Annotated in this window: 21 protein-coding genes; 15 read left to right on the forward strand and 6 right to left on the reverse strand. The window is 70.8% G+C overall.

The window, feature by feature from the left end; genetic code table 11:
• Positions 1-19: 19 nt before the first annotated feature.
• The gene (gene tkt, locus C3492_RS19155) at positions 20-2,107 is read right to left on the reverse strand and encodes a transketolase (protein ID WP_103812949.1); all 2,088 of its coding nucleotides are present in this window, start codon (positions 2,105-2,107) and stop codon (positions 20-22) included.
• 363 nt (positions 2,108-2,470) lie between these two features.
• Between tkt and C3492_RS19165 the strand changes: the two genes are divergently transcribed.
• From C3492_RS19165 to C3492_RS19180, 4 genes are all read left to right on the forward strand, one after another.
• A complete protein-coding gene (locus tag C3492_RS19165; protein WP_258055763.1) occupies positions 2,471-3,442 on the forward strand; it encodes a heme o synthase in 972 nt (323 codons plus the stop codon).
• A gap of 69 nt (positions 3,443-3,511) precedes the next feature.
• On the forward strand, positions 3,512-3,832 hold the full coding sequence (locus C3492_RS19170; protein WP_103812951.1) for a hypothetical protein: 321 nt from the start codon (positions 3,512-3,514) through the stop codon (positions 3,830-3,832).
• Between the two features lie 171 nt (positions 3,833-4,003).
• Complete coding sequence (locus tag C3492_RS19175) at positions 4,004-5,110, forward strand: amidohydrolase family protein (protein WP_103812952.1); 1,107 nt, start codon at positions 4,004-4,006, stop codon at positions 5,108-5,110.
• An 18-nt stretch (positions 5,111-5,128) separates the two neighbouring features.
• Positions 5,129-5,866 carry a nucleotidyltransferase domain-containing protein gene (locus C3492_RS19180; RefSeq protein WP_103812953.1) on the forward strand — a complete coding sequence of 246 codons (738 nt, stop codon included), beginning with the start codon at positions 5,129-5,131 and terminating at the stop codon, positions 5,864-5,866.
• 1 nt (position 5,867) lies between these two features.
• Here the strand turns inward: C3492_RS19180 and C3492_RS19185 are convergent, their stop codons facing one another.
• From C3492_RS19185 to C3492_RS19200, 4 genes are read right to left on the reverse strand one after another with little or no spacing between them, the layout of a single operon-like run.
• Entirely contained in the window at positions 5,868-6,878 is a 1,011-nt protein-coding gene (locus tag C3492_RS19185; RefSeq protein ID WP_103812954.1) for a heme A synthase, read from the reverse strand.
• Positions 6,879-6,937: 59 nt separating this feature from the next.
• Positions 6,938-7,654, reverse strand: coding sequence for an ABC transporter permease (locus C3492_RS19190; protein WP_258055770.1), 717 nt, complete (start codon positions 7,652-7,654; stop codon positions 6,938-6,940).
• Positions 7,655-7,704: 50 nt separating this feature from the next.
• The gene (locus C3492_RS19195) at positions 7,705-8,628 is read right to left on the reverse strand and encodes an ABC transporter ATP-binding protein (RefSeq protein ID WP_103812956.1); all 924 of its coding nucleotides are present in this window, start codon (positions 8,626-8,628) and stop codon (positions 7,705-7,707) included.
• A gap of 31 nt (positions 8,629-8,659) precedes the next feature.
• Positions 8,660-9,475, reverse strand: coding sequence for an aminoglycoside N(3)-acetyltransferase (locus C3492_RS19200; RefSeq protein WP_103812957.1), 816 nt, complete (start codon positions 9,473-9,475; stop codon positions 8,660-8,662).
• 183 nt (positions 9,476-9,658) lie between these two features.
• Here C3492_RS19200 and C3492_RS19205 point away from each other — a divergent pair, with 183 nt between their 5' ends.
• From C3492_RS19205 to C3492_RS19240, 8 genes are read left to right on the forward strand one after another with little or no spacing between them, the layout of a single operon-like run.
• On the forward strand, positions 9,659-10,393 hold the full coding sequence (locus tag C3492_RS19205) for a metalloregulator ArsR/SmtB family transcription factor (RefSeq protein ID WP_103812958.1): 735 nt from the start codon (positions 9,659-9,661) through the stop codon (positions 10,391-10,393).
• Complete coding sequence (gene sufB / locus C3492_RS19210; RefSeq protein ID WP_058080090.1) at positions 10,390-11,811, forward strand: Fe-S cluster assembly protein SufB; 1,422 nt, start codon at positions 10,390-10,392, stop codon at positions 11,809-11,811. Before C3492_RS19205 ends, sufB begins: the two co-directional genes overlap by 4 nt.
• 58 nt (positions 11,812-11,869) lie before the next feature.
• A complete protein-coding gene (gene sufD, locus C3492_RS19215) occupies positions 11,870-13,054 on the forward strand; it encodes a Fe-S cluster assembly protein SufD (RefSeq protein ID WP_103812959.1) in 1,185 nt (394 codons plus the stop codon).
• Positions 13,051-13,374, forward strand: a complete 324-nt coding sequence (locus C3492_RS19220; protein WP_103812960.1) for a non-heme iron oxygenase ferredoxin subunit — start codon at positions 13,051-13,053, stop codon at positions 13,372-13,374. Before sufD ends, C3492_RS19220 begins: the two co-directional genes overlap by 4 nt.
• Positions 13,375-13,381: 7 nt before the next feature.
• Positions 13,382-14,146 carry a Fe-S cluster assembly ATPase SufC gene (gene sufC / locus C3492_RS19225; RefSeq protein ID WP_014671977.1) on the forward strand — a complete coding sequence of 255 codons (765 nt, stop codon included), beginning with the start codon at positions 13,382-13,384 and terminating at the stop codon, positions 14,144-14,146.
• Positions 14,143-15,399 carry a cysteine desulfurase gene (locus tag C3492_RS19230; RefSeq protein WP_103812961.1) on the forward strand — a complete coding sequence of 419 codons (1,257 nt, stop codon included), beginning with the start codon at positions 14,143-14,145 and terminating at the stop codon, positions 15,397-15,399. The genes sufC and C3492_RS19230 overlap by 4 nt, the downstream gene beginning before the upstream one ends.
• 16 nt (positions 15,400-15,415) lie before the next feature.
• Positions 15,416-15,883: a Fe-S cluster assembly sulfur transfer protein SufU gene (sufU, locus tag C3492_RS19235; RefSeq protein ID WP_030642422.1), complete on the forward strand. Its 468-nt coding sequence runs from the start codon at positions 15,416-15,418 to the stop codon at positions 15,881-15,883.
• On the forward strand, positions 15,880-16,212 hold the full coding sequence (locus C3492_RS19240; RefSeq protein ID WP_103812962.1) for a metal-sulfur cluster assembly factor: 333 nt from the start codon (positions 15,880-15,882) through the stop codon (positions 16,210-16,212). Before sufU ends, C3492_RS19240 begins: the two co-directional genes overlap by 4 nt.
• A 67-nt stretch (positions 16,213-16,279) precedes the next feature.
• On the opposite strand, the gene C3492_RS19245 is transcribed toward C3492_RS19240, so the two are convergent.
• Entirely contained in the window at positions 16,280-17,023 is a 744-nt protein-coding gene (locus C3492_RS19245; RefSeq protein WP_258055765.1) for an AbfB domain-containing protein, read from the reverse strand.
• A gap of 119 nt (positions 17,024-17,142) precedes the next feature.
• Between C3492_RS19245 and C3492_RS19250 the strand changes: the two genes are divergently transcribed.
• The 3 genes from C3492_RS19250 (at position 17,143) to dapD (ending at position 19,053) form a co-directional block, all read left to right on the forward strand.
• Positions 17,143-17,466, forward strand: coding sequence for a multidrug efflux SMR transporter (locus tag C3492_RS19250; protein ID WP_103812964.1), 324 nt, complete (start codon positions 17,143-17,145; stop codon positions 17,464-17,466).
• Complete coding sequence (locus C3492_RS19255; protein ID WP_103812965.1) at positions 17,466-18,002, forward strand: TetR/AcrR family transcriptional regulator; 537 nt, start codon at positions 17,466-17,468, stop codon at positions 18,000-18,002. The genes C3492_RS19250 and C3492_RS19255 overlap by 1 nt, the downstream gene beginning before the upstream one ends.
• Positions 18,003-18,066: 64 nt before the next feature.
• Positions 18,067-19,053 carry a 2,3,4,5-tetrahydropyridine-2,6-dicarboxylate N-succinyltransferase gene (dapD, locus tag C3492_RS19260; protein WP_103812966.1) on the forward strand — a complete coding sequence of 329 codons (987 nt, stop codon included), beginning with the start codon at positions 18,067-18,069 and terminating at the stop codon, positions 19,051-19,053.
• The last annotated feature ends 120 nt before the right edge of the window (positions 19,054-19,173 follow it).

Here is a 19,173-nt window from a genome sequence, read left to right on the forward strand (position 1 = left end):
TACGTGTCGTATGTGAGCGTCAGCGCTGAGCGTCGGCGAGGGATTCCCGCGCCTTCGCGGCCACGTTCTCCGCGGTGAAGCCGAACTCCTTGAAGAGGACCTTGCCGTCGGCGGAAGCACCGAAGTGCTCCAGGGAAACGATGCGGCCGGCATCCCCCACGTACTTGTGCCAGGTCAGACCGATGCCCGCCTCGACCGAGACCCGGGCCTTGACGGACGGCGGCAGCACGGAGTCCCGGTACCCCTGGTCCTGCTGCTCGAACCACTCGACGGACGGCATCGAGACGACACGCGTGGGCACGCCCTCGGCCTGGAGCTGCTCACGCGCCTCCACGGCCACGTGCACCTCGGAACCGGTGGCGATCAGGATCACCTGCGGCTCACCGCCGTCGGCCTCGAACAGCACGTAGCCGCCCTTGGCCGCGTCCTCGTTCGGCTCGTACACCGGCACGCCCTGGCGGGTGAGCGCGAGGCCGTGCGGCTGGCCCTTGCCGAACTCCTTGGTCCAGCGGCGCAGGATCTCGCGCCAGGCGATGGCGGTCTCGTTGGCGTCCGCCGGGCGGACGATGTTCAGGCCCGGGATCGCGCGCAGCGAGGCCAGGTGCTCGACCGGCTGGTGGGTGGGGCCGTCCTCGCCGAGGCCGATGGAGTCGTGCGTCCACACGAACGTCACCGGCAGGTGCATCAGGGCCGACAGGCGCACCGCGTTGCGCATGTAGTCGGAGAAGACGAGGAAGGTGCCGCCGTAGACACGGGTGTTGCCGTGCAGCGTGATGCCGTTCAGCTCCGCGCCCATCGAGTGCTCGCGGATGCCGAAGTGGATCGTGCGGCCGTACGGGTTGGCCTCGGGCAGCGGGTTGCCCTCGGGCAGGAACGAGCTGTCCTTGTCGATGGTGGTGTTGTTCGATCCGGCGAGGTCGGCGGAGCCGCCCCACAGCTCGGGGATCACCGCGCCGAGCGCCTGGAGCACCTTGCCGGACGCGGCACGCGTCGCGACGCCCTTGCCGGGCTCGAAGACCGGGAGCTTCTCCTCCCAGCCGGTGGGCAGCTCGCCCTTGCTGATCCGGTCGAACTCGGCGGCCCGCTCCGGGTTGGCCTCGCGCCACTCCTGGAGGGACTTCTCCCACTCGGACTTCGCCTGGGCGCCGCGCTCCAGCGCCTTGCGGGTGTGGGCGATGACCTCGTCGGCGACCTCGAACGACTTCTCCGGGTCGAAGCCGAGGACGCGCTTGGTGGCCGCGACCTCGTCCTCGCCCAGCGCCGAGCCGTGCGCGGCCTCGGTGTTCTGGGCGTTCGGGGCCGGCCAGGCGATGATGGAGCGCATCGCGATGAAGGACGGCCGGTCCGTGACCCGCTTCGCCTCCTGGATCGCGGCGAAGATCGCCCGCGGGTCCAGGTCCCCGTTCTCCTTGGCCTCCACGCGCTGCACGTGCCAGCCGTAGGCCTCGTAGCGCTTGACGGTGTCCTCGGAGACGGCCGTCTCGGTGTCGCCCTCGATCGAGATGTGGTTGTCGTCCCACAGCAGGATCAGGTTGCCCAGCTTCTGGTGGCCGGCCAGGGAGGACGCCTCGGCGGAGATGCCCTCCTGGAGGCAGCCGTCACCGGCGATGCAGTAGATGAAGTGGTCGAAGGGGGACTCGCCGGCCGGGGCCTCGGGGTCGAACAGACCGCGCTCGTAGCGGGCGGCCATGGCCATGCCCACCGCGTTGGCGACACCCTGGCCCAGCGGGCCCGTGGTGGTCTCGACGCCCTTGGTGTGCCCGTACTCCGGGTGGCCGGGGGTCTTGGAGCCCCACGTCCGGAACGACTTCAGATCGTCCAGCTCCAGGCCGAAGCCGGCCAGGTAGAGCTGGGTGTAGAGGGTCAGGGACGAGTGTCCGGCGGACAGCACGAAGCGGTCGCGGCCGGTCCACTCCGGATCCGCCGGGTCGTGCCGCATCACCTTCTGGAAGAGGGTGTAGGCGGCCGGGGCCAGGCTCATCGCCGTACCGGGATGGCCGTTGCCGACCTTCTGTACGGCGTCTGCGGCCAGGACACGGGCGGTGTCCACGGCCCGCTGGTCCAGCTCGGTCCACTCAAGGTCTGTGGTGGTCGGCTTGGTGCTCACCCTGGGTCAGGGCTCCTCTCCACATGTCGGTCGCCGGTCGTCGGGGCATGCGCCCACCCGGCCGCCGACGGACGTGTCGCCCGCCGGCCGCTGTCGAGCCTACCCCCGTGAGGACGTGCGTTTTTTCGAGTGTTTCCAGACTGCCGGGAGTCCGCGCGATCCGCCTCCCGACCGGCCGGGAACGGCATTTGGCACATGAATACGGAGCCGGTCATGTGAGCGCTCAATCGAGTACCGGGACCCCTCTTATGGGGCGTGCGTCAACACGACCCCACCCCCGCGAAGGGCGGGGTATGGGCAACGTCTAAAGTGGCGTGGTACGCGCGAGCCTTTACCGGGACTTCATACGGGGGGCTTGCTGGGATGTCTCTGTCAGGGGTGTGCGTGACGGCCGTCGAATCCCGTCCAGCGGCTTTGCTCGATGGTGCGAGCCAGGGCCCGGCTCAGCGGCCGTTCGGGGCCCGTGTCAAGGCTTTCGTGGCGCTGACCAAGCCGCGGATCATCGAGCTGCTGCTCATCACCACCGTTCCGGTGATGTTCCTGGCGCAGCAGGGTGTGCCCGACCTCAAGCTGGTCCTGCTCACCTGCGTCGGCGGCTATCTGTCGGCGGGCGGCGCCAACGCGCTGAACATGTACATCGACCGGGACATCGACGCCCTGATGGACCGCACCTCGCAGCGGCCCCTGGTGACGGGCATGGTCAGCCCGCCCGAGTGCCTGGTCTTCGGCATCACCCTCGCGGTCGTCTCGACGCTGCTGTTCGGCCTCACCGTCAACTGGCTGAGCGCCTGGCTCTCGCTCGGGGCGCTCCTCTTCTACGTCGTCGTCTACACGATGCTCCTCAAACGGCGTACGTCGCAGAACATCGTGTGGGGCGGCATCGCGGGCTGCATGCCCGTGCTCATCGGCTGGTCGGCTGTGACGAACTCGCTCTCCTGGGCGCCGGTCGTCCTGTTCCTGGTGATCTTCTTCTGGACCCCGCCGCACTACTGGCCGCTGTCCATGAAGGTGAAGGACGACTACGCGCGCGTGGGCGTGCCGATGCTGCCGGTCATCGCCTCCAACAAGGTCGTGGCGCGGCAGATCGTCATCTACAGCTGGGTCATGGTCGCCGTCTCCCTGCTCCTGACCCCCCTCGGCTACACCGGCTGGTTCTACACGGCGGTCGCGCTGGCCGCCGGCGGATGGTGGCTGTGGGAGGCGCACGCGCTGCAGAACCGGGCCAAGGCCGAGGTCACGGGCGCGAAGCTGAGGGAGATGCGGCTGTTCCACTGGTCGATCACCTATGTGTCGCTGCTCTTCGTGGCGATCGCGGTGGACCCGTTCCTGCGCTGAGGCACGGCGGGCGTATGTCACAGGGCCCTGATCTCGCCAGCTGATCTACCCGTCGGTAGCATCCTGGGCATGGCAGACACGCAGCAGGTTGACGCGAGGGCCGAGCGCAAGGCGGCCAGGCTCGCCCGGGAGATCAGCGCCTTCTCCAAGGCCCACGGCGGTGCCGAGGGCCAGGTGGCCCACATCGGCGAACGCGGCGCCCGCATCGTCCTCGTCGGCGAGGACGGCGGCTGGGGCGACCTGGTGGCTCCCAGCACCGAGATCGCCCAGCAGGCGGTGGAGAAGGCCGGCATCACCGTCCACGAGTCCTTCGACGGCGAGTTCGCCGCCAAGGTGCGGACGGGCCCGTACGAGTGGAAGCGGATGGCCGGCATCCAGGTGGGCGGCTGAGCAACGCCCCGCGGGGCCGCGGGCTCGCAACATGCGGCTCCCCGCGCGGGCGCGGCCGGCCGCACGGCGGTCCGAAGCGGCCCCCTCACCCCCGGCCGCGAGCTCAGCCGCGACCTCGGACCCCGTTCACCCGTTAGGCCGGTCGAAGCCAGCGCACGCGGGGAGGCCGGGATGATCGAAACGCCGTCCCTCGTGGACCAGTACTGCCACGGCGTACTGCGGACCGAACTGGGCCTCGGCACCTTCGAGGCCCAGCTGGCCCGCACCGAGGGACCCCCGGCCCCGGGCACCACCCTGTTCGACACCCAGACCGGCTTCGCGGTACGGCGCTGGTGCCCGCCCCTGCTCGGCCTCGAACCGCACTGCCCGCCCGCCCGCTATCTGGCCCGGCGCCGCGAACTGGGCGTCCTGGAGTCGGGCCGCAGGCTGCTGCGCGGCAGCGGCATCACCACGTACCTGGTCGACACGGGGCTGCCCGGCGACCTCACCGGCCCCGCCGAACTGGCCTCCGCGGCGGCGGCCGAGGCCCGCGAGACGATCCGGCTCGAACCGCTCGCGGAGCAGGTCGCCGACACCTCCGGCACCGTCGAGTCCTTCCTCGCCAACCTCGCCGAGTCGGTGCACGGAGCCGCGGCCACCGCCGTCGCCTTCACCTCCGTCGCGGGCCTGAGACACGGGCTGGCCCTCGCGCCCGAGCCGCCGGGGCCGGGGGAGGTGCGGGGCGCGGCGGGCCGCTGGCTGGCCGGACGGCGCGTCGGCGGCGCGCTCACCGACCCCGTCCTGCTCCGGCACCTGCTGTGGATCGCCGTCGCCTCGGGCCTGCCCCTGCAACTGCACGCGGGCCTCGGCGAGCCCGGCTCCCGCATCGACCGCACGGACCCGGTGCTGCTCACCGACTTCGTCCGGGCCACCGCCGGCCTCGGCACCGACCTGATCCTGCTGCACGGCTATCCGTACCACCGCCACGCCGCCCACCTGGCCGGTGTCTTCCCGCACGTCTACGCCGACTCCGGCGCCGCACTGGTCCGCACCGGCGCCCGGGCGGCCACGGTCCTCGCCGAGCTCCTGGAACTGGCCCCCTTCGGCAAGATCCTCTTCTCCACCGGCGCGCGGGGCCTGCCGGAACTGCATGTCGTCGGCGCCCGCCTCTTCCGGGAGGCGCTGGGCCGCGTGCTGGGCACCTGGGTCGCCGAAGGCGCCTGGTCCCTGGAGGACGCCCAGCGGGTGGCGCGGATGATCGCGGCGGACAACGCGCGCCGGGTGTACGGGCTGGGGTGAGCCGTCCAGACTGGGCGGATGACGACCGCGTCCCTGCTCGACGGCTTCCTGCACGCCCTGCTGCCCCTGCGACCGCGCGCCGTGTGGGCGCACGGCTCACTGGCCGGCGGCGACTACCAGGAGGGCCGCAGCGACCTCGACCTGATCGCCGTCCTGCCGGACCCGCCGGCCCTGGGGACCGTACGACGGCTCGTGACGCTGCACCGGAGGCAGCGCGGCGAACCGCTCGCGGCGAAGCTCCACTGCAGCTACCTCGCACCGGCCACCCTGCACGACGCGGACCGCCCGCACCTCACCTGGGCACACGGACGGGTGACGCGCCGCCCGGTCACCCCCGTCACCCGGCGCGAGCTGCACACCTTCGGACGCGTGCTGTACGGCGAGGCCCCGGCAGCGCTGCTCCCGCCGGTACCGGACCGGGAGCTGGCCGACTTCGTCGTACGCGACCAGCGCGACTACTGGCGGCCGGCGGTGGACAAGGCCCGGCTGTGGCGGCAGGACATCTGGGTCGACCTCGGCCTGCTGACCTTCGCCCGGGCCACCGTGACCCTGCGTGAGGGCCGGCTGACCTCCAAGCGGGAGGCACTGGCGGAGCTTTTGGCCCTGGGTGCTCCTGCGGAGGTCGTCGAGGACATCACCCGCCGCCGCTACGGCACCCCCGCCCCGGCCCCCGCCGACTGGTCCACCCGCCGGGCCGAGCTGACCCGTGCCTACCTGGGGCCGGCGATCGACGCCCTCGTCGCCACGTACGGGTGACTCACGCTCGGGTGCCGACCGGCACCTCGGCCGCCGGGCCCGGCAGGTCCAGGCCGGCTTCCGGGCGCTCGCGCAGCGACAGCAGGACACGCAGGGTGGCGATCCAGATCAGGCACGAGCCGAGCATGTGCAGGGCGACCAGGACCTCGGGCAGGTGCGTGAAGTACTGCACGTAACCGATCACACCCTGGGCCAGCAGCACGACGAACAGCTCGCGGGTCCGGGCCAGGGGGCCCTTCGGCGCGTCGACCGCCTTCAGGACGAACCACAGGGCGAACGTCAGCGTGACCACGATCCACGCAAGCACCGCGTGCAGCTTGGCGACCGTCTCCCAGTCGATCGGGATGCGGTCGACCTCGCTGGAGTCGCCGGCGTGCGGGCCGGCGCCGGTCACCACCGTGCCGACCGCGATGAGCAGCACGGACGCCAGCACCAGGAACCACACGAGCTGTTGCACCGCCTTGCCGACCAGCGGACGCGGCGCCTCGTCGCCCTCCCGCGTGCGCTGCCACATCACCGTGGCGATGGCGATCAGGGCGGTGGAGAGCAGGAAGTGCGCGGCGACGGTGTACGGGTTGAGGCCGACCAGGACGACGATGCCGCCGAGCACGGCGTTGCCCATGACCACCCAGAACTGGGCCCAGCCCAGCCGGGTCAGACCGCGTCGCCACGGCTTCTGGGCCCGGGCCGCGACGATCGCCCAGCCGACGGCCGCGCACAGCACGTACGTCAGCATGCGGTTGCCGAACTCGATGACCCCGTGGAAGCCCATGGCCCGGGTGGTGGTCAGGGAGTCGTCGGTGCAGGTGGGCCAGGTCGGGCAGCCGAGGCCCGAGCCGGTCAGGCGGACGGCGCCGCCGGTCACGACGATGACCACCGACATCACGAGCGCGGCGAGCGCCGCCCGGCGGACGGTCCGGGGGTCCGGGGTCCAGCGGTCGGCGATGAAGGCGAGCGGGTTGCGCAGGGCGGCTTCGGCGTCGGCGCGGTTCAGCTTTGGCACGCGCACCATCGTAGGCCGCCGCTTGTGCACGCGTTCACGAGGGTCCGCCCCGACGCGTGCGGCATCGGTCACTCCCAGCGGAAGAACTTCCCGGCCGCGGCCAGGCCGGCCACCGCCCAGACGGCGAGAATCCCCAGGTCGCCCCAGGGCGTGCCGGCGCCGTGCTGGAGCACGTCCCGCAGGCCGTCCGACAGGGCGGAGATCGGCAGCAGACCGAGGACCTGTTCACCCGTCGGGCCGAACTTCTCCAGCGGCACGATGACTCCGCCGCCGACGAGCAGCAGCAGGAAGACCAGGTTGGCGGCGGCCAGCGTCGCCTCCGCCTTCAGCGTGCCCGCCATCAGCAGGCCCAGCCCGGAGAAGGCGGCGGTGCCCACGACGAGCAGCAGCAGGACGGCGGCCGGGTTGCCGTGCGGGGACCAGCCCAGCGCGAAGGCGATGACGGTCAGCAGGACGACCTGGAGGACCTCGGTCACCAGCACGGACGCCGTCTTCGCGGTCATCAGGGCCCAGCGGGGCAGCGGCGAGGAGGCGAGCCGCTTCAGGACGCCGTAGCGGCGCTCGAAGCCGGTGGCGATGGCCTGGCCGGTGAACGCCGTCGACATCACGGCCAGGGCCAGGATGCCGGGGGCGAGGAAGTCGACCGCCTCGCCCTTGCCGGTGTCCACGATGTCGACGGAGCTGAAGAGCACCAGCAGCAGGGTCGGGATGACGACCGTCAGCAGCAACTGCTCGCCGTTGCGCAGCAGCATCTTCGTCTCCAGCGCCGCCTGCGCCGCGATCATGCGGGGGAGCGGGGCGGCTCCGGGCTTCGGGGTGTACGTACCCGCCGTGGTCACGAGCGCAGCTCCTTGCCGGTCAGCTCAAGAAAGACGTCCTCCAGGGTGTGCCGCTCCACCGAGATCCGGTCGGGCATGACCCCGTGCTGGGCGCACCAGGACGTCACCGTGGCCAGCAGCTGGGGGTCGACCTTGCCGACGACCCGGTAGGAGCCCGGGGTCAGCTCGGCGGCCGTGCAGTCGGCCGGCAGCGCCTTGAGCAGGGAGCCGACGTCGAGGCCGGGCCGGCCGGTGAAGCGCAGGGTGTTCTCGGCGCCGCCCTTGCACAGTTCCTCCGGTGGGCCCTGGGCGATCACCCGGCCGCCGTCGATGATCGCGACGTCGTCGGCGAGCTGCTCGGCCTCGTCCATGTGGTGCGTGGTGAGGATCACCGAGACGCCGTCGGCGCGCAGGTCCCGCACCAGGTCCCAGGTGGCCCGGCGGGCCTGCGGGTCGAGCCCGGCGGTCGGCTCGTCCAGGAACACCAGCTCCGGGCGGCCCACGACGGCCATGGCGAGCGCGAGCCGCTGCTGCTGGCCGCCGGACAGCCGGCGGTAGCCGGTCCGGCCGCACGAGCCGAGGCCGAGGCGTTCGACGAGGGCGTCGACGTCCAGCGGGTGGGCGTGCAGCTTCGCCATGTGGCGCAGCATCTCCTCCGCCCGGGCACCGGAGTACACACCTCCGGACTGGAGCATCACGCCGATGCGGGGGCGCAGCTCGGCGGACTGCCGTACCGGGTCGAGGCCCAGGACGCGCACCGTGCCGGAATCCGGCTTCCGGTACCCCTCGCAGGTCTCGACCGTGGTCGTCTTCCCCGCCCCGTTGGGGCCGAGTACGGCGGTCACGCCCGGCTGGGCCACCAGGTCGAGCCCGTCCACCGCGGTCTTCGTGCCGTACCGCTTCACCAAGGCCTGGACCTGGACCACCGGCTCACTTCGCATGGGTCCAGAGTCTAGGTACGCCGTCCGGCCCTCAGGCGCGGGGGTGGCGGAAGTCCTCCTCACGGGGCCGGTGCAGCGGCAGCCATCGCTCGGCGTAGGCCACGGCGTCCGCCACCGGGAACAGCCGGACGTCCGCCGCGCCCACCCTTCCCCGCACGACCGGCCGGTCCCGCTCGAAGTCGTGCCCCAGCTCGTCGAACCGGTCGGAGCTGATCGAGACCTCGGTCACCGTCTCCCAGCCGCCGCCGGGAGCGGGCCGGCCGACCCGCACGCGGGGCGCGGGTATCCGGTACTCGGCGAGGTGGAAGGCGGTGCAGGCGTCGTAGCCCGCGCCCAGCAGCAGCACCCGGGCGCCCAGCTTCTCCAGCCGGGCGAGGGGGCTGTGCTCACCGAGCCGGCAGTCGGGGGCGTGGCCGTCGGTGATCTCCCGGGCGCCGGGGCCGACGGCGGCGAAGGAGGTCTGCGGGTGGGCGCTGCGCAGGGCACCCGGCCAGGTGCGCACGGTCTCCGGGACGACGCCGACCCCGAGGGAGGGGGTGATCAGCGGGTCGTACGGCGGCATGGTGGCCCGGATGCGGTCCCACCACTCCTCGGGAACGGGAGGGTTCACCCAGACGGCCGGATCGGACTGGGCGCCCGTCTGGGTGGGGACGACGAGCGTGCCCGACGGGCCGAGCGCGTCCAGGAGCCCCTGGACGACCGCGACGGCGCCTCCGTTGACCCAGCCGAGGGAGCTGAGCGAGGAGTGCGCCAGAAGGGTCTCACCGGGCTCGACACCGAGCAGTCTCAGCTCCGCGGCGATGCTGTCGCGGGTGACAAGTGGGCCGGTCGGAGGGGGTGTGGGCATGGTCCGGGAGTCTCCCGGACGGGCGCGCGGGGCGCCACCGAATTGCCCTTGCCGACGGGCCGCACGAGCGATCGGATGATCGTTTCCGCAGGTCGGATTAGGTAGGCCTAAGTGACGCAGGGCACCGTCGGGTGATCCGGACGGCGCTTGTCAGGCTCCGCGGAATTACGCAACAATGGCGTTGTGAAAAACGTCGGCGAGGCTCGGGAGACCCCCACGGGGGCCCCTCAGGAGGAGCTAGCGACCGGTGAGCGCTCGACGCGCAACCGGGTCGCGCGCTCCATCCTGGACCACGGGCCGTCGACCGTCGCCGAACTCGCCGGCCGGCTGGGACTGACCCAGGCGGCCGTCCGGCGTCACCTCGACGCGCTGGTCGCCGACGACGTCGTCGAGGCCCGCGAGCAGCGGGTCTACGGCACGCGCACGCGCGGGCGCCCCGCGAAGGTCTTCGCGCTCACCGACTGCGGCCGGGACGCCTTCGACCAGTCGTACGACAAGCTCGCCGTGGACGCGCTGCGCTGGATCGCCGAGCAGGGGGGCGGCCCCGAGGCGGTCGCCGCCTTCGCCCGCGCCCGGATCGCCGCCCAGGCGAGCGCGTACCGCGAGGCGATCGAGGCCGTGAGCCCCGACAAACGCGCCGAAGCGCTGGCCAAGGCCCTGAGCGCCGACGGGTACGCTGCTACGGCGCGCAGCGCACCGGTCGGCGAGCAGCTCTGCCAGCACCACTGCCCGGTCGCCCACGTCGCGGAACAGTTCCCGCAGCTGTGCGAGGCGGAGACCGAGATCTTCGCCGAGCTGCTGGGCACCCACGTCCAACGACTAGCGACCATCGCGCACGGCGACGGCGTCTGCACGACGTTCATCCCCAAGATTTCCACTGACGCACCTGCAAGCACGGCCGGGAGGAACCCCGCATGACTCTCCCCACGGAGACTGCCCACCCTGAGCTGGAGGGCCTGGGCAAGTACGAATACGGCTGGGCCGACTCCGACGTGGCCGGTGCCTCCGCCAGGCGCGGCCTCAACGAGGACGTCGTCCGCGACATCTCGGACAAGAAGTCCGAGCCGGAGTGGATGACCAAGCTGCGCCTGAAGGGCCTGAAGCTCTTCGAGAAGAAGCCGATGCCGAACTGGGGCTCCGACCTCTCGGGCATCGACTTCGACAACATCAAGTACTTCGTGCGCTCCACGGAGAAGCAGGCGGAGTCCTGGGAGGACCTGCCCGAGGACATCAAGAACACCTACGACAAGCTGGGCATCCCGGAGGCCGAGAAGCAGCGCCTCGTCGCCGGTGTCGCCGCCCAGTACGAGTCGGAGGTCGTCTACCACCAGATCCGCGAGGACCTGGAGGAGCAGGGCGTCATCTTCCTCGACACCGACACCGCGCTGAAGGAGCACCCGGAGCTCTTCAAGGAGTACTTCGGCACGGTCATCCCGGCCGGCGACAACAAGTTCGCCGCGCTGAACACCGCCGTGTGGTCCGGCGGCTCCTTCATCTACGTGCCGAAGGGCGTGCACGTCGAGATCCCGCTCCAGGCCTACTTCCGCATCAACACGGAGAACATGGGCCAGTTCGAGCGGACCTTGATCATCGTCGACGAGGGTGCCTACGTCCACTACGTCGAGGGCTGCACCGCGCCGATCTACAAGTCGGACTCGCTGCACTCCGCGGTGGTCGAGATCATCGTCAAGAAGAACGCCCGCTGCCGTTACACGACCATCCAGAACTGGTCGAACAACGTCTACAACCTGGTCACCAAGCGCGCCGTCGCCTACGAGGGCGCGACCATGGAGTGGATCGACGGCAACATCGGCTCCAAGGTGACGATGAAGTACCCGGCCGTCTACCTGATGGGCGAGCACGCCAAGGGCGAGACCCTGTCCATCGCCTTCGCGGGCGAGGGCCAGCACCAGGACGCGGGCGCCAAGATGGTGCACATGGCGCCGAACACGTCGTCCAACATCGTCTCGAAGTCGGTCGCGCGCGGTGGCGGTCGTACGTCCTACCGCGGCCTGATCGAGATCGGCGAGGGCGCCGCCGGGTCGAAGTCGAACGTGCTGTGCGACGCGCTGCTGGTCGACACGATCTCCCGGTCGGACACGTACCCGTACGTCGACGTCCGCGAGGACGACGTGTCCATGGGCCACGAGGCCACCGTCTCCAAGGTCTCCGAGGACCAGCTCTTCTACCTGATGAGCCGCGGCCTCTCCGAGGACGAGGCGATGGCGATGATCGTGCGCGGCTTCGTCGAGCCGATCGCCAAGGAACTGCCCATGGAGTACGCGCTGGAGCTCAACCGGCTGATCGAGCTGCAGATGGAGGGCGCGGTCGGTTAACCACCGGTCCGCCGCCCCATCAAGCCACTTACGCAAGAAAGCGAGCATTACGACAGCCATGGCTGAGGCCCAGAACATCCCCGTGGGGTCGACCACCGCGGGCTCGATCGCGGTCGCCGCGGAGTCGACCGTCGTCTCGCGCATGAGCGCGCCCCCGTCCTTCGACGTCGCGGACTTCCCGGTCCCGCACGGCCGTGAGGAGGAGTGGCGGTTCACCCCGCTGGAGCGCCTGCGGGGGCTGCACGACGGCACCGCCGTCGCGAACGGCGGGGGCGTGAAGGTCACCGTCCAGGCCCCCGAGGGCGTCGCCGTCGAGACCGTCGGTCGCGACGACGCGCGGCTCGGCAGGGCGGGCACCCCGGTGGACCGCGTCGCCGCCCAGGCGTACTCGGCGTTCGAGAAGGCCGGCGTGGTCACCGTCCCCAAGGAGACGGTGCTCACCGAGCCGATCCGGATCGCCGTGCACGGCGAGGGCGGTACCGCCTTCGGCCACCAGGTGATCGAGCTGGGCGCCTTCGCCGAGGCCGTCGTGGTCATCGACCACACGGGTGACGCGGTGCTCGCCGCCAACGTCGACTACGTCCTCGGGGACGGTGCCAAGCTGACCGTCGTCTCCGTCCAGGACTGGGACGACAAGGCCGTCCACGTCGCCCAGCACAACGCGCTGGTCGGCCGGGACGCCTCCTTCAAGTCCGTGGTCGTGACCTTCGGCGGTGACGTGGTCCGGCTGCACCCGCGCGTGGAGTACGCCGGCCCCGGCGGCGAGGCAGAGCTGTTCGGCCTGTACTTCACCGACGCCGGGCAGCACCAGGAGCACCGCCTGCTGGTCACCCACAACACCCCGCACTGCAAGTCGAACGTCGTCTACAAGGGCGCCCTCCAGGGCGACGACGCGCACGCGGTCTGGATCGGTGACGTGCTCATCGAGGCCAAGGCCGAGGGCACGGACACCTACGAGATGAACCGCAACCTGGTCCTCACGGACGGCGCGCGCGTCGACTCGGTGCCGAACCTGGAGATCGAGACCGGCGAGATCGTCGGCGCCGGGCACGCCTCCGCCACCGGCCGCTTCGACGACGAGCAGCTCTTCTACCTGATGGCCCGCGGCATCCCGGAGCACGAGGCCCGCCGCCTCGTGGTCCGCGGCTTCTTCGCCGAGCTGGTCCAGCAGATCGGTGTCTCCGACATCGAGGAGCGCCTGCTCGCCAAGATCGAGGAAGAGCTGGAGGCTTCGGTCGCATGACGTCGTCGTTCGTACGCGCCTGTGGGCTGAGCGAGCTGGAGGAGGACACCCCGAAGCGGGTGGAACTCGACGGCACGCCGGTCTCGGTCGTGAAGACCGAGGGCGAGGTGTTCGCGATCCACGACATCTGCTCGCACGCGAACGTCTCCCTCTCCGAGGGCGAGGTGGAGGACTGCCAGATCGAGTGCTGGCTGCACGGCTCCAGCTTCGACCTGCGCACCGGCAAGCCGTCCGGCCTCCCCGCGACGCGCCCCGTCCCCGTATACCCCGTAAAGATCGAAGGGGACGACGTTCTCGTCTCCCTCACCCAGGAGTCCTGAGGCACCCATGGCAACGCTTGAAATCCGAGACCTGCACGTCACCGTCGAGGCCGACAACGCCACGAAGGAGATCCTCAAGGGCGTCGACCTCACCGTGAAGCAGGGCGAGACGCACGCCATCATGGGCCCCAACGGCTCCGGCAAGTCGACCCTCGCCTACTCCCTCGCGGGTCACCCGAAGTACACGATCACCGGCGGCACCGTCACCCTGGACGGCGAGGACGTCCTGGAGATGTCCGTCGACGAGCGCGCCCGCGCGGGCCTGTTCCTGGCGATGCAGTACCCGGTCGAGGTCCCCGGCGTCTCGGTCTCCAACTTCCTGCGCACCTCCGCCACCGCCATCCGCGGCGAGGCCCCCAAGCTGCGCACCTGGGTGAAGGAGGTCAAGGAGGCCATGGAGCGCCTCAACATGGACCCGTCCTTCGCCGAGCGCAACGTCAACGAGGGCTTCTCCGGCGGCGAGAAGAAGCGCCACGAGATCCTCCAGCTGGAGCTGCTCAAGCCGAAGGTCGCGATCCTGGACGAGACCGACTCCGGCCTGGACGTCGACGCGCTGCGCATCGTCTCCGAGGGCGTCAACCGCGTCCGCGAGAGCGGCGAGGTCGGCACCCTGCTGATCACGCACTACACGCGCATCCTGCGCTACATCAAGCCCGACCACGTCCACGTGTTCGCCGGCGGCCGCATCGTCGAGTCCGGCGGCCCGGAGCTCGCGGACAAGCTGGAGAACGAGGGCTACGAGGCATACGTGAAGGGTGGCGCATCCGCGTGACACAGCTGCCGGGCCTCCTCGACGTCGAGGCGATCCGCAAGGACTTCCCCGTTCTGGACCGAGTCGTCCACGACGGCAAGAAGCTCGTGTACCTGGACAACGCGGCGACCTCGCAGAAGCCGCGCCAGGTGCTGGACGCCCTGAGCGAGTACTACGAGCGCTACAACGCCAACGTCCACCGCGGTGTGCATGTGCTCGCCGAGGAGGCCACGGCGCTGTACGAGGGCGCGCGCGACAAGGTCGCCGCGTTCATCAACGCGCCGAGCCGCGACGAGGTGATCTTCACCAAGAACGCCTCCGAGTCGCTGAACCTCGTGGCGAACATGCTGGGCTGGGCCGACGAGCCCTACCGGGTGGACCACGAGACCGAGATCGTCATCACGGAGATGGAGCACCACTCCAACATCGTGCCGTGGCAGCTGCTCGCGCAGCGCACGGGCGCGAAGCTGAAGTGGTTCGGCCTCACGGACGACGGCCGGCTCGACCTGTCGAACATCGACGAGATCATCACCGAGAAGACGAAGATCGTCTCCTTCGTGCTGGTGTCCAACATCCTGGGCACGGTCAACCCGGTCGAGACGATAATCCGCCGCGCCCAGGAGGTCGGCGCGCTCGTCTGCATCGACGCCTCCCAGGCCGCCCCGCACATGCCGCTGGACGTGCAGGCCCTGCAGGCCGACTTCGTGGCCTTCACCGGCCACAAGATGTGCGGCCCGACCGGCATCGGCGTCCTCTGGGGCCGCCAGGAGCTGCTGGAGGACCTGCCTCCGTTCCTCGGCGGCGGCGAGATGATCGAGACGGTCTCGATGCACTCCTCGACGTACGCCCCCGCCCCGCACAAGTTCGAGGCGGGCACGCCCCCGATCGCCCAGGCGGTCGGCCTCGGCGCGGCGATCGACTACCTCCAGTCGATCGGCATGGACAAGATCCTCGCCCATGAGCACGCGCTGACGGAGTACGCGGTGCGGCGCCTGGCGGAGGTTCCCGACCTGAGGATCATCGGCCCGACGACGGCCGAGGACCGCGGGGCGGCGATCTCCTTCACGCTCGGGGACATCCACCCGCACGACGTGGGCCAGGTCCTGGACGAACAGGGCATCGCGGTCCGGGTCGGCCACCACTGCGCCCGTCCGGTCTGCCTCCGCTACGGAATTCCTGCGACCACGCGAGCGTCGTTCTACCTGTACTCCTCGCCGGCCGAGATCGACGCTCTGGTCGACGGCCTGGAGCACGTACGGAACTTCTTCGGCTGAGAGGCGTGTCGACACCGTGAAGCTGGATTCGATGTACCAGGACGTCATCCTGGACCACTACAAGAACCCGCACGGGCGTGGTCTCCGGGACGGCGACGCCGAGGTACACCATGTGAACCCGACCTGCGGCGACGAGATCACCCTGCGCGTGAAGTACGACGGCACGAAGATCGAGGACGTCTCGTACGAGGGCCAGGGCTGCTCGATCAGTCAGGCGAGCGCCTCCGTGCTCAACGAGCTCCTCGTCGGCAAGGACCTGGCCGAGGCGCGGAAGATCCAGGAGACCTTCCTGGAGCTGATGCAGTCCAAGGGCAAGATCGAGCCCGATGACGCGATGGAGGAGGTGCTGGAGGACGCGGTCGCGTTCGCCGGTGTCTCCAAGTACCCCGCGCGGGTCAAGTGCGCCCTCCTGAGCTGGATGGCGTGGAAGGACGCGACGGCCCAGGCGCTGGGTGGCGCCGACGCCGAAAGGAAGACGGCATGACCGACACCGCAGAGATGAAGCCGGTCTCGGAGGAAGAACTCCGCGAGGCCCTGATGGACGTGGTCGACCCCGAGCTGGGCATCGACGTCGTCAACCTCGGCCTGATCTACGGCATCCACATCGACGACTCCAACGTGGCCACGGTCGACATGACCCTGACCTCGGCGGCCTGCCCGCTGACGGACGTCATCGAGGACCAGGCCAAGTCCGCCACGGACGGCCTCGTCAACGAACTCCGCATCAACTGGGTCTGGATGCCGCCGTGGGGCCCCGACAAGATCACGGACGACGGCCGCGAGCAGCTCCGGGCGCTCGGGTTCAACGTCTGACGCACCGCCTGTGACAGGGGCCGTGGCCATGTGCCACGGCCCCTTTCGCATGCTCGGGTTGCGGGGCTCAGGCGAGCCCGTCCACCAACCGGAACGCCGAGTCCGCGCGGTAGAGGTCCGTGTTCTGGTACGGGTCCAGTCGGAGCTGGAAGTTCTGGTGGCGCAGGAAGCGGCCGGGGTAGTTGACCGACTCCAGCATGACGGCGCCGGTGAAGGCGGAGGCGCGGGGGCAGAACGTGGCGTCCTGCCGGAACAGGGGCGAGCCGTCGGCGGGTTCGGCGCGGAGCAGGAAGTCGCGGTGGCGGAGGTAGCTGCCGTCGGCCGTGGTGAAGGACCAGCACCGGGCGTCGGCAAGGCCCTTGACGCGCGTGAAGGTGGCGGCGCGGCGGTCCGCGGCCGAGCCGACGGGGTCGAGCCTCACCAGGCCGGCGCTGAGGTGCCAGGAGCGGTCGGGGTGGTTGACGGAGCGGACGGAGGTCCCGTGCTCCACCGGCTCCCGTGAACTCGCCGAGGGCGCGGGGGACTTGGCGGGAACCTGCTTCGGTTGGGCGGAGGACTCGGGAGCGCTGGGGGAAGAGGGTGGCTGTGACGGCTCGTCCGGCTCGTTCTTCGCGGAGGCCGGTGGGGTGGACGGGGTGGCGAAGGAGAGCAGACCGGGGCCGTCGTCCGGCGGGGTGATGGGCGCGGTGGCGGCTCTCCGTTCCGCCGGCTCGTCGTTCATGGACAGGGCGGTCACGCAGGCGGCCACGGTTGCCAGGGCCAGTGCGGCGGCCGGCCGGAGTCTTCGGGCGCGGGGGGTGTTTGCGGGCACGGGCCCGCACAGTAGTGGAGGCGGAAGCCGGCCGCGGGCCGTTTCAGTGAGCGGTTTCCATGAAAATGAAACTTTCTCGTCGTGTACGGGCGTACGCATCGATCCGTACGCTCGTACACATGGGGTATCTGCTGCTCTCCGGCGCCATCGCCGCGGAGGTCGCCGCCACGACGGCGATGAAGTACAGCGAGGGATTCAGCCGGTTCTGGCCCTCGCTCGTGACCGCTCTGGGGTACGTCGTCTCGTTCGCGCTGCTCGCCCAGACGCTGAAGACCGTCCAGATCGGTACGGCGTACGCCATCTGGTCCGGCGTGGGCACCGCGACCATCGCCGTCCTCGGTCTGCTGCTGTTCGGCGAGGGGCTGAGCCTGACGAAGCTCGCCGGCATCGTGCTGATCATCGGGGGAGTGGTGGTGCTCAACCTGGGCGGGGCGGCGCACTGATGCCGCGCCGCCACGACCCCGGGCGCCGGCAGCGGATCATCGACGCGGCCATCCGGGTGGTCGGCCGGGACGGCATCGCCGGGCTGAGCCACCGTACGGTCGCCGCCGAGGCGGACGTACCGCTCGGCTCCACGACGTACCACTTCGCCACCCTCGAAGAGCTGCTGGTGGCCGCGCTGAGGCAGGCGAACGAGGGGTTCGGCCGGGTGCTGGCCGAGCTGCTGCCGGAGGGCGGCGGCGACGGCGACCTCGCCGCGGATCTCGCCCGGGCGCTCGGGGAGTGGCTGGCGGGCGAGCGCACCGGCGTGGAACTGGAGTACGAGCTGTACCTGGCCGCGCTGCGCCGTCCCGCGCTGCGTCCCGTCGCCGCCGAGTGGACCGAGCGGGGGGCCGCGCTGCTGGCCCGCCGCACCGACCCGGTCACCGCGCGGGCCCTGCTCGCGCTGATGGACGGCATCTGCCTCCAGGTGCTGCTGACGGGCGGTTCCTACGACGAGGAGGACGCGCGCGCCACGCTGGCCCGGCTGATCCCCTGAACCCGCGCCCGGCACGTGAGACGCGGTTCGCCCTCACCACCCCGCCCACGTTAGGTTTTCTCCCATGACCGAGTCTGCAACCCGTACCACCGGCGCCGTCGCCGCCGGCCTCGCCACGATCGCCTCCGACGGCACCGTTCTCGACACCTGGTTCCCGGCCCCCGAGCTGGTCGAGGAGCCGGGTCCGGCCGGCACCGAGCGGCTGACCGCCGAGCAGGCGGCCCAGCTGCTGGGCGGCGGCGCGACCGCGGCGACCGGCCCGGACGCCCGCCGGGGCGTCGAGGTGGTCGCGGTCCGCACGGTCATCGCCTCGCTGGACGAGAAGCCGGTCGACGCCCACGACGTCTACCTGCGCCTGCACCTGCTCTCGCACCGCCTGGTCAAGCCGCACGGCCAGAACCTGGACGGCATCTTCGGCCACCTCGCCAACGTCGCCTGGACCTCGCTCGGCCCGGTCGCCGTGGACGACATCGAGAAGGTGCGCCTGAACGCCCGTGCCGAGGGCCTGCACCTCCAGGTGACCTCGATCGACAAGTTCCCGCGCATGACGGACTACGTCGCCCCGAAGGGCGTGCGCATCGCCGACGCCGACCGGGTCCGCCTCGGCGCGCACCTCGCGGCGGGCACCACGGTCATGCACGAGGGCTTCGTCAACTTCAACGCCGGCACCCTCGGCACCTCCATGGTCGAGGGCCGGATCTCCGCGGGTGTCGTGGTCGGCGACGGCTCGGACATCGGCGGCGGCGCCTCCACCATGGGCACCCTGTCCGGTGGCGGCAACGTGATCATCTCCATCGGCGAGCGCTGCCTGGTCGGCGCCGAGGCGGGCGTCGGCATCGCGCTCGGCGACGAGTGCGTGGTCGAGGCCGGCCTGTACATCACCGCGGGCACCCGCATCACCATGCCCGACGGCCAGATCGTCAAGGCCCGCGAGCTGAACGGCGCCTCCAACATCCTGTTCCGCCGCAACTCGGTCACCGGAACGGTCGAGGCCCGCCCGAACAACGCGGTCTGGGGCGGCCTGAACGACATCCTGCACAGCCACAACTGACGCATCCCGTCCGGCCGAGCGCCCTCCACCGTGGTGTGGGGGGCGCTCGGTCATGTGGGTGGTGCCGCGATGTGGTGTGAGGGTCTGCGGCCCGTCGTGGCTGGTCGCGCGGTTCCCCGC

It is taken from the genome of Streptomyces sp. Ru62 (genome assembly GCF_002920615.1).
Taxonomy (GTDB): domain Bacteria; phylum Actinomycetota; class Actinomycetes; order Streptomycetales; family Streptomycetaceae; genus Streptomyces.

What these genes read in the sequence shown, in the direction of transcription:
- C3492_RS19220 (WP_103812960.1), top strand. Translation starts at nt 13,051, where the DNA reads ATGACGTCGTCGTTCGTACGCGCCTGTGGGCTGAGCGAGCTGGAGGAG.
- dapD (WP_103812966.1), top strand. Translation starts at nt 18,067, where the DNA reads ATGACCGAGTCTGCAACCCGTACCACCGGCGCCGTCGCCGCCGGCCTC.
- sufB (WP_058080090.1), top strand. Translation starts at nt 10,390, where the DNA reads ATGACTCTCCCCACGGAGACTGCCCACCCTGAGCTGGAGGGCCTGGGC.
- C3492_RS19255 (WP_103812965.1), top strand. Translation starts at nt 17,466, where the DNA reads ATGCCGCGCCGCCACGACCCCGGGCGCCGGCAGCGGATCATCGACGCG.
- C3492_RS19195 (WP_103812956.1), bottom strand. Translation starts at nt 8,628, where the DNA reads ATGCGAAGTGAGCCGGTGGTCCAGGTCCAGGCCTTGGTGAAGCGGTAC.
- C3492_RS19200 (WP_103812957.1), bottom strand. Translation starts at nt 9,475, where the DNA reads ATGCCCACACCCCCTCCGACCGGCCCACTTGTCACCCGCGACAGCATC.
- C3492_RS19170 (WP_103812951.1), top strand. Translation starts at nt 3,512, where the DNA reads ATGGCAGACACGCAGCAGGTTGACGCGAGGGCCGAGCGCAAGGCGGCC.
- C3492_RS19185 (WP_103812954.1), bottom strand. Translation starts at nt 6,878, where the DNA reads ATGGTGCGCGTGCCAAAGCTGAACCGCGCCGACGCCGAAGCCGCCCTG.
- C3492_RS19180 (WP_103812953.1), top strand. Translation starts at nt 5,129, where the DNA reads ATGACGACCGCGTCCCTGCTCGACGGCTTCCTGCACGCCCTGCTGCCC.
- C3492_RS19175 (WP_103812952.1), top strand. Translation starts at nt 4,004, where the DNA reads ATGATCGAAACGCCGTCCCTCGTGGACCAGTACTGCCACGGCGTACTG.
- C3492_RS19250 (WP_103812964.1), top strand. Translation starts at nt 17,143, where the DNA reads ATGGGGTATCTGCTGCTCTCCGGCGCCATCGCCGCGGAGGTCGCCGCC.
- C3492_RS19165 (WP_258055763.1), top strand. Translation starts at nt 2,471, where the DNA reads ATGTCTCTGTCAGGGGTGTGCGTGACGGCCGTCGAATCCCGTCCAGCG.
- sufC (WP_014671977.1), top strand. Translation starts at nt 13,382, where the DNA reads ATGGCAACGCTTGAAATCCGAGACCTGCACGTCACCGTCGAGGCCGAC.
- sufD (WP_103812959.1), top strand. Translation starts at nt 11,870, where the DNA reads ATGGCTGAGGCCCAGAACATCCCCGTGGGGTCGACCACCGCGGGCTCG.
- C3492_RS19190 (WP_258055770.1), bottom strand. Translation starts at nt 7,654, where the DNA reads ATGATCGCGGCGCAGGCGGCGCTGGAGACGAAGATGCTGCTGCGCAAC.
- C3492_RS19240 (WP_103812962.1), top strand. Translation starts at nt 15,880, where the DNA reads ATGACCGACACCGCAGAGATGAAGCCGGTCTCGGAGGAAGAACTCCGC.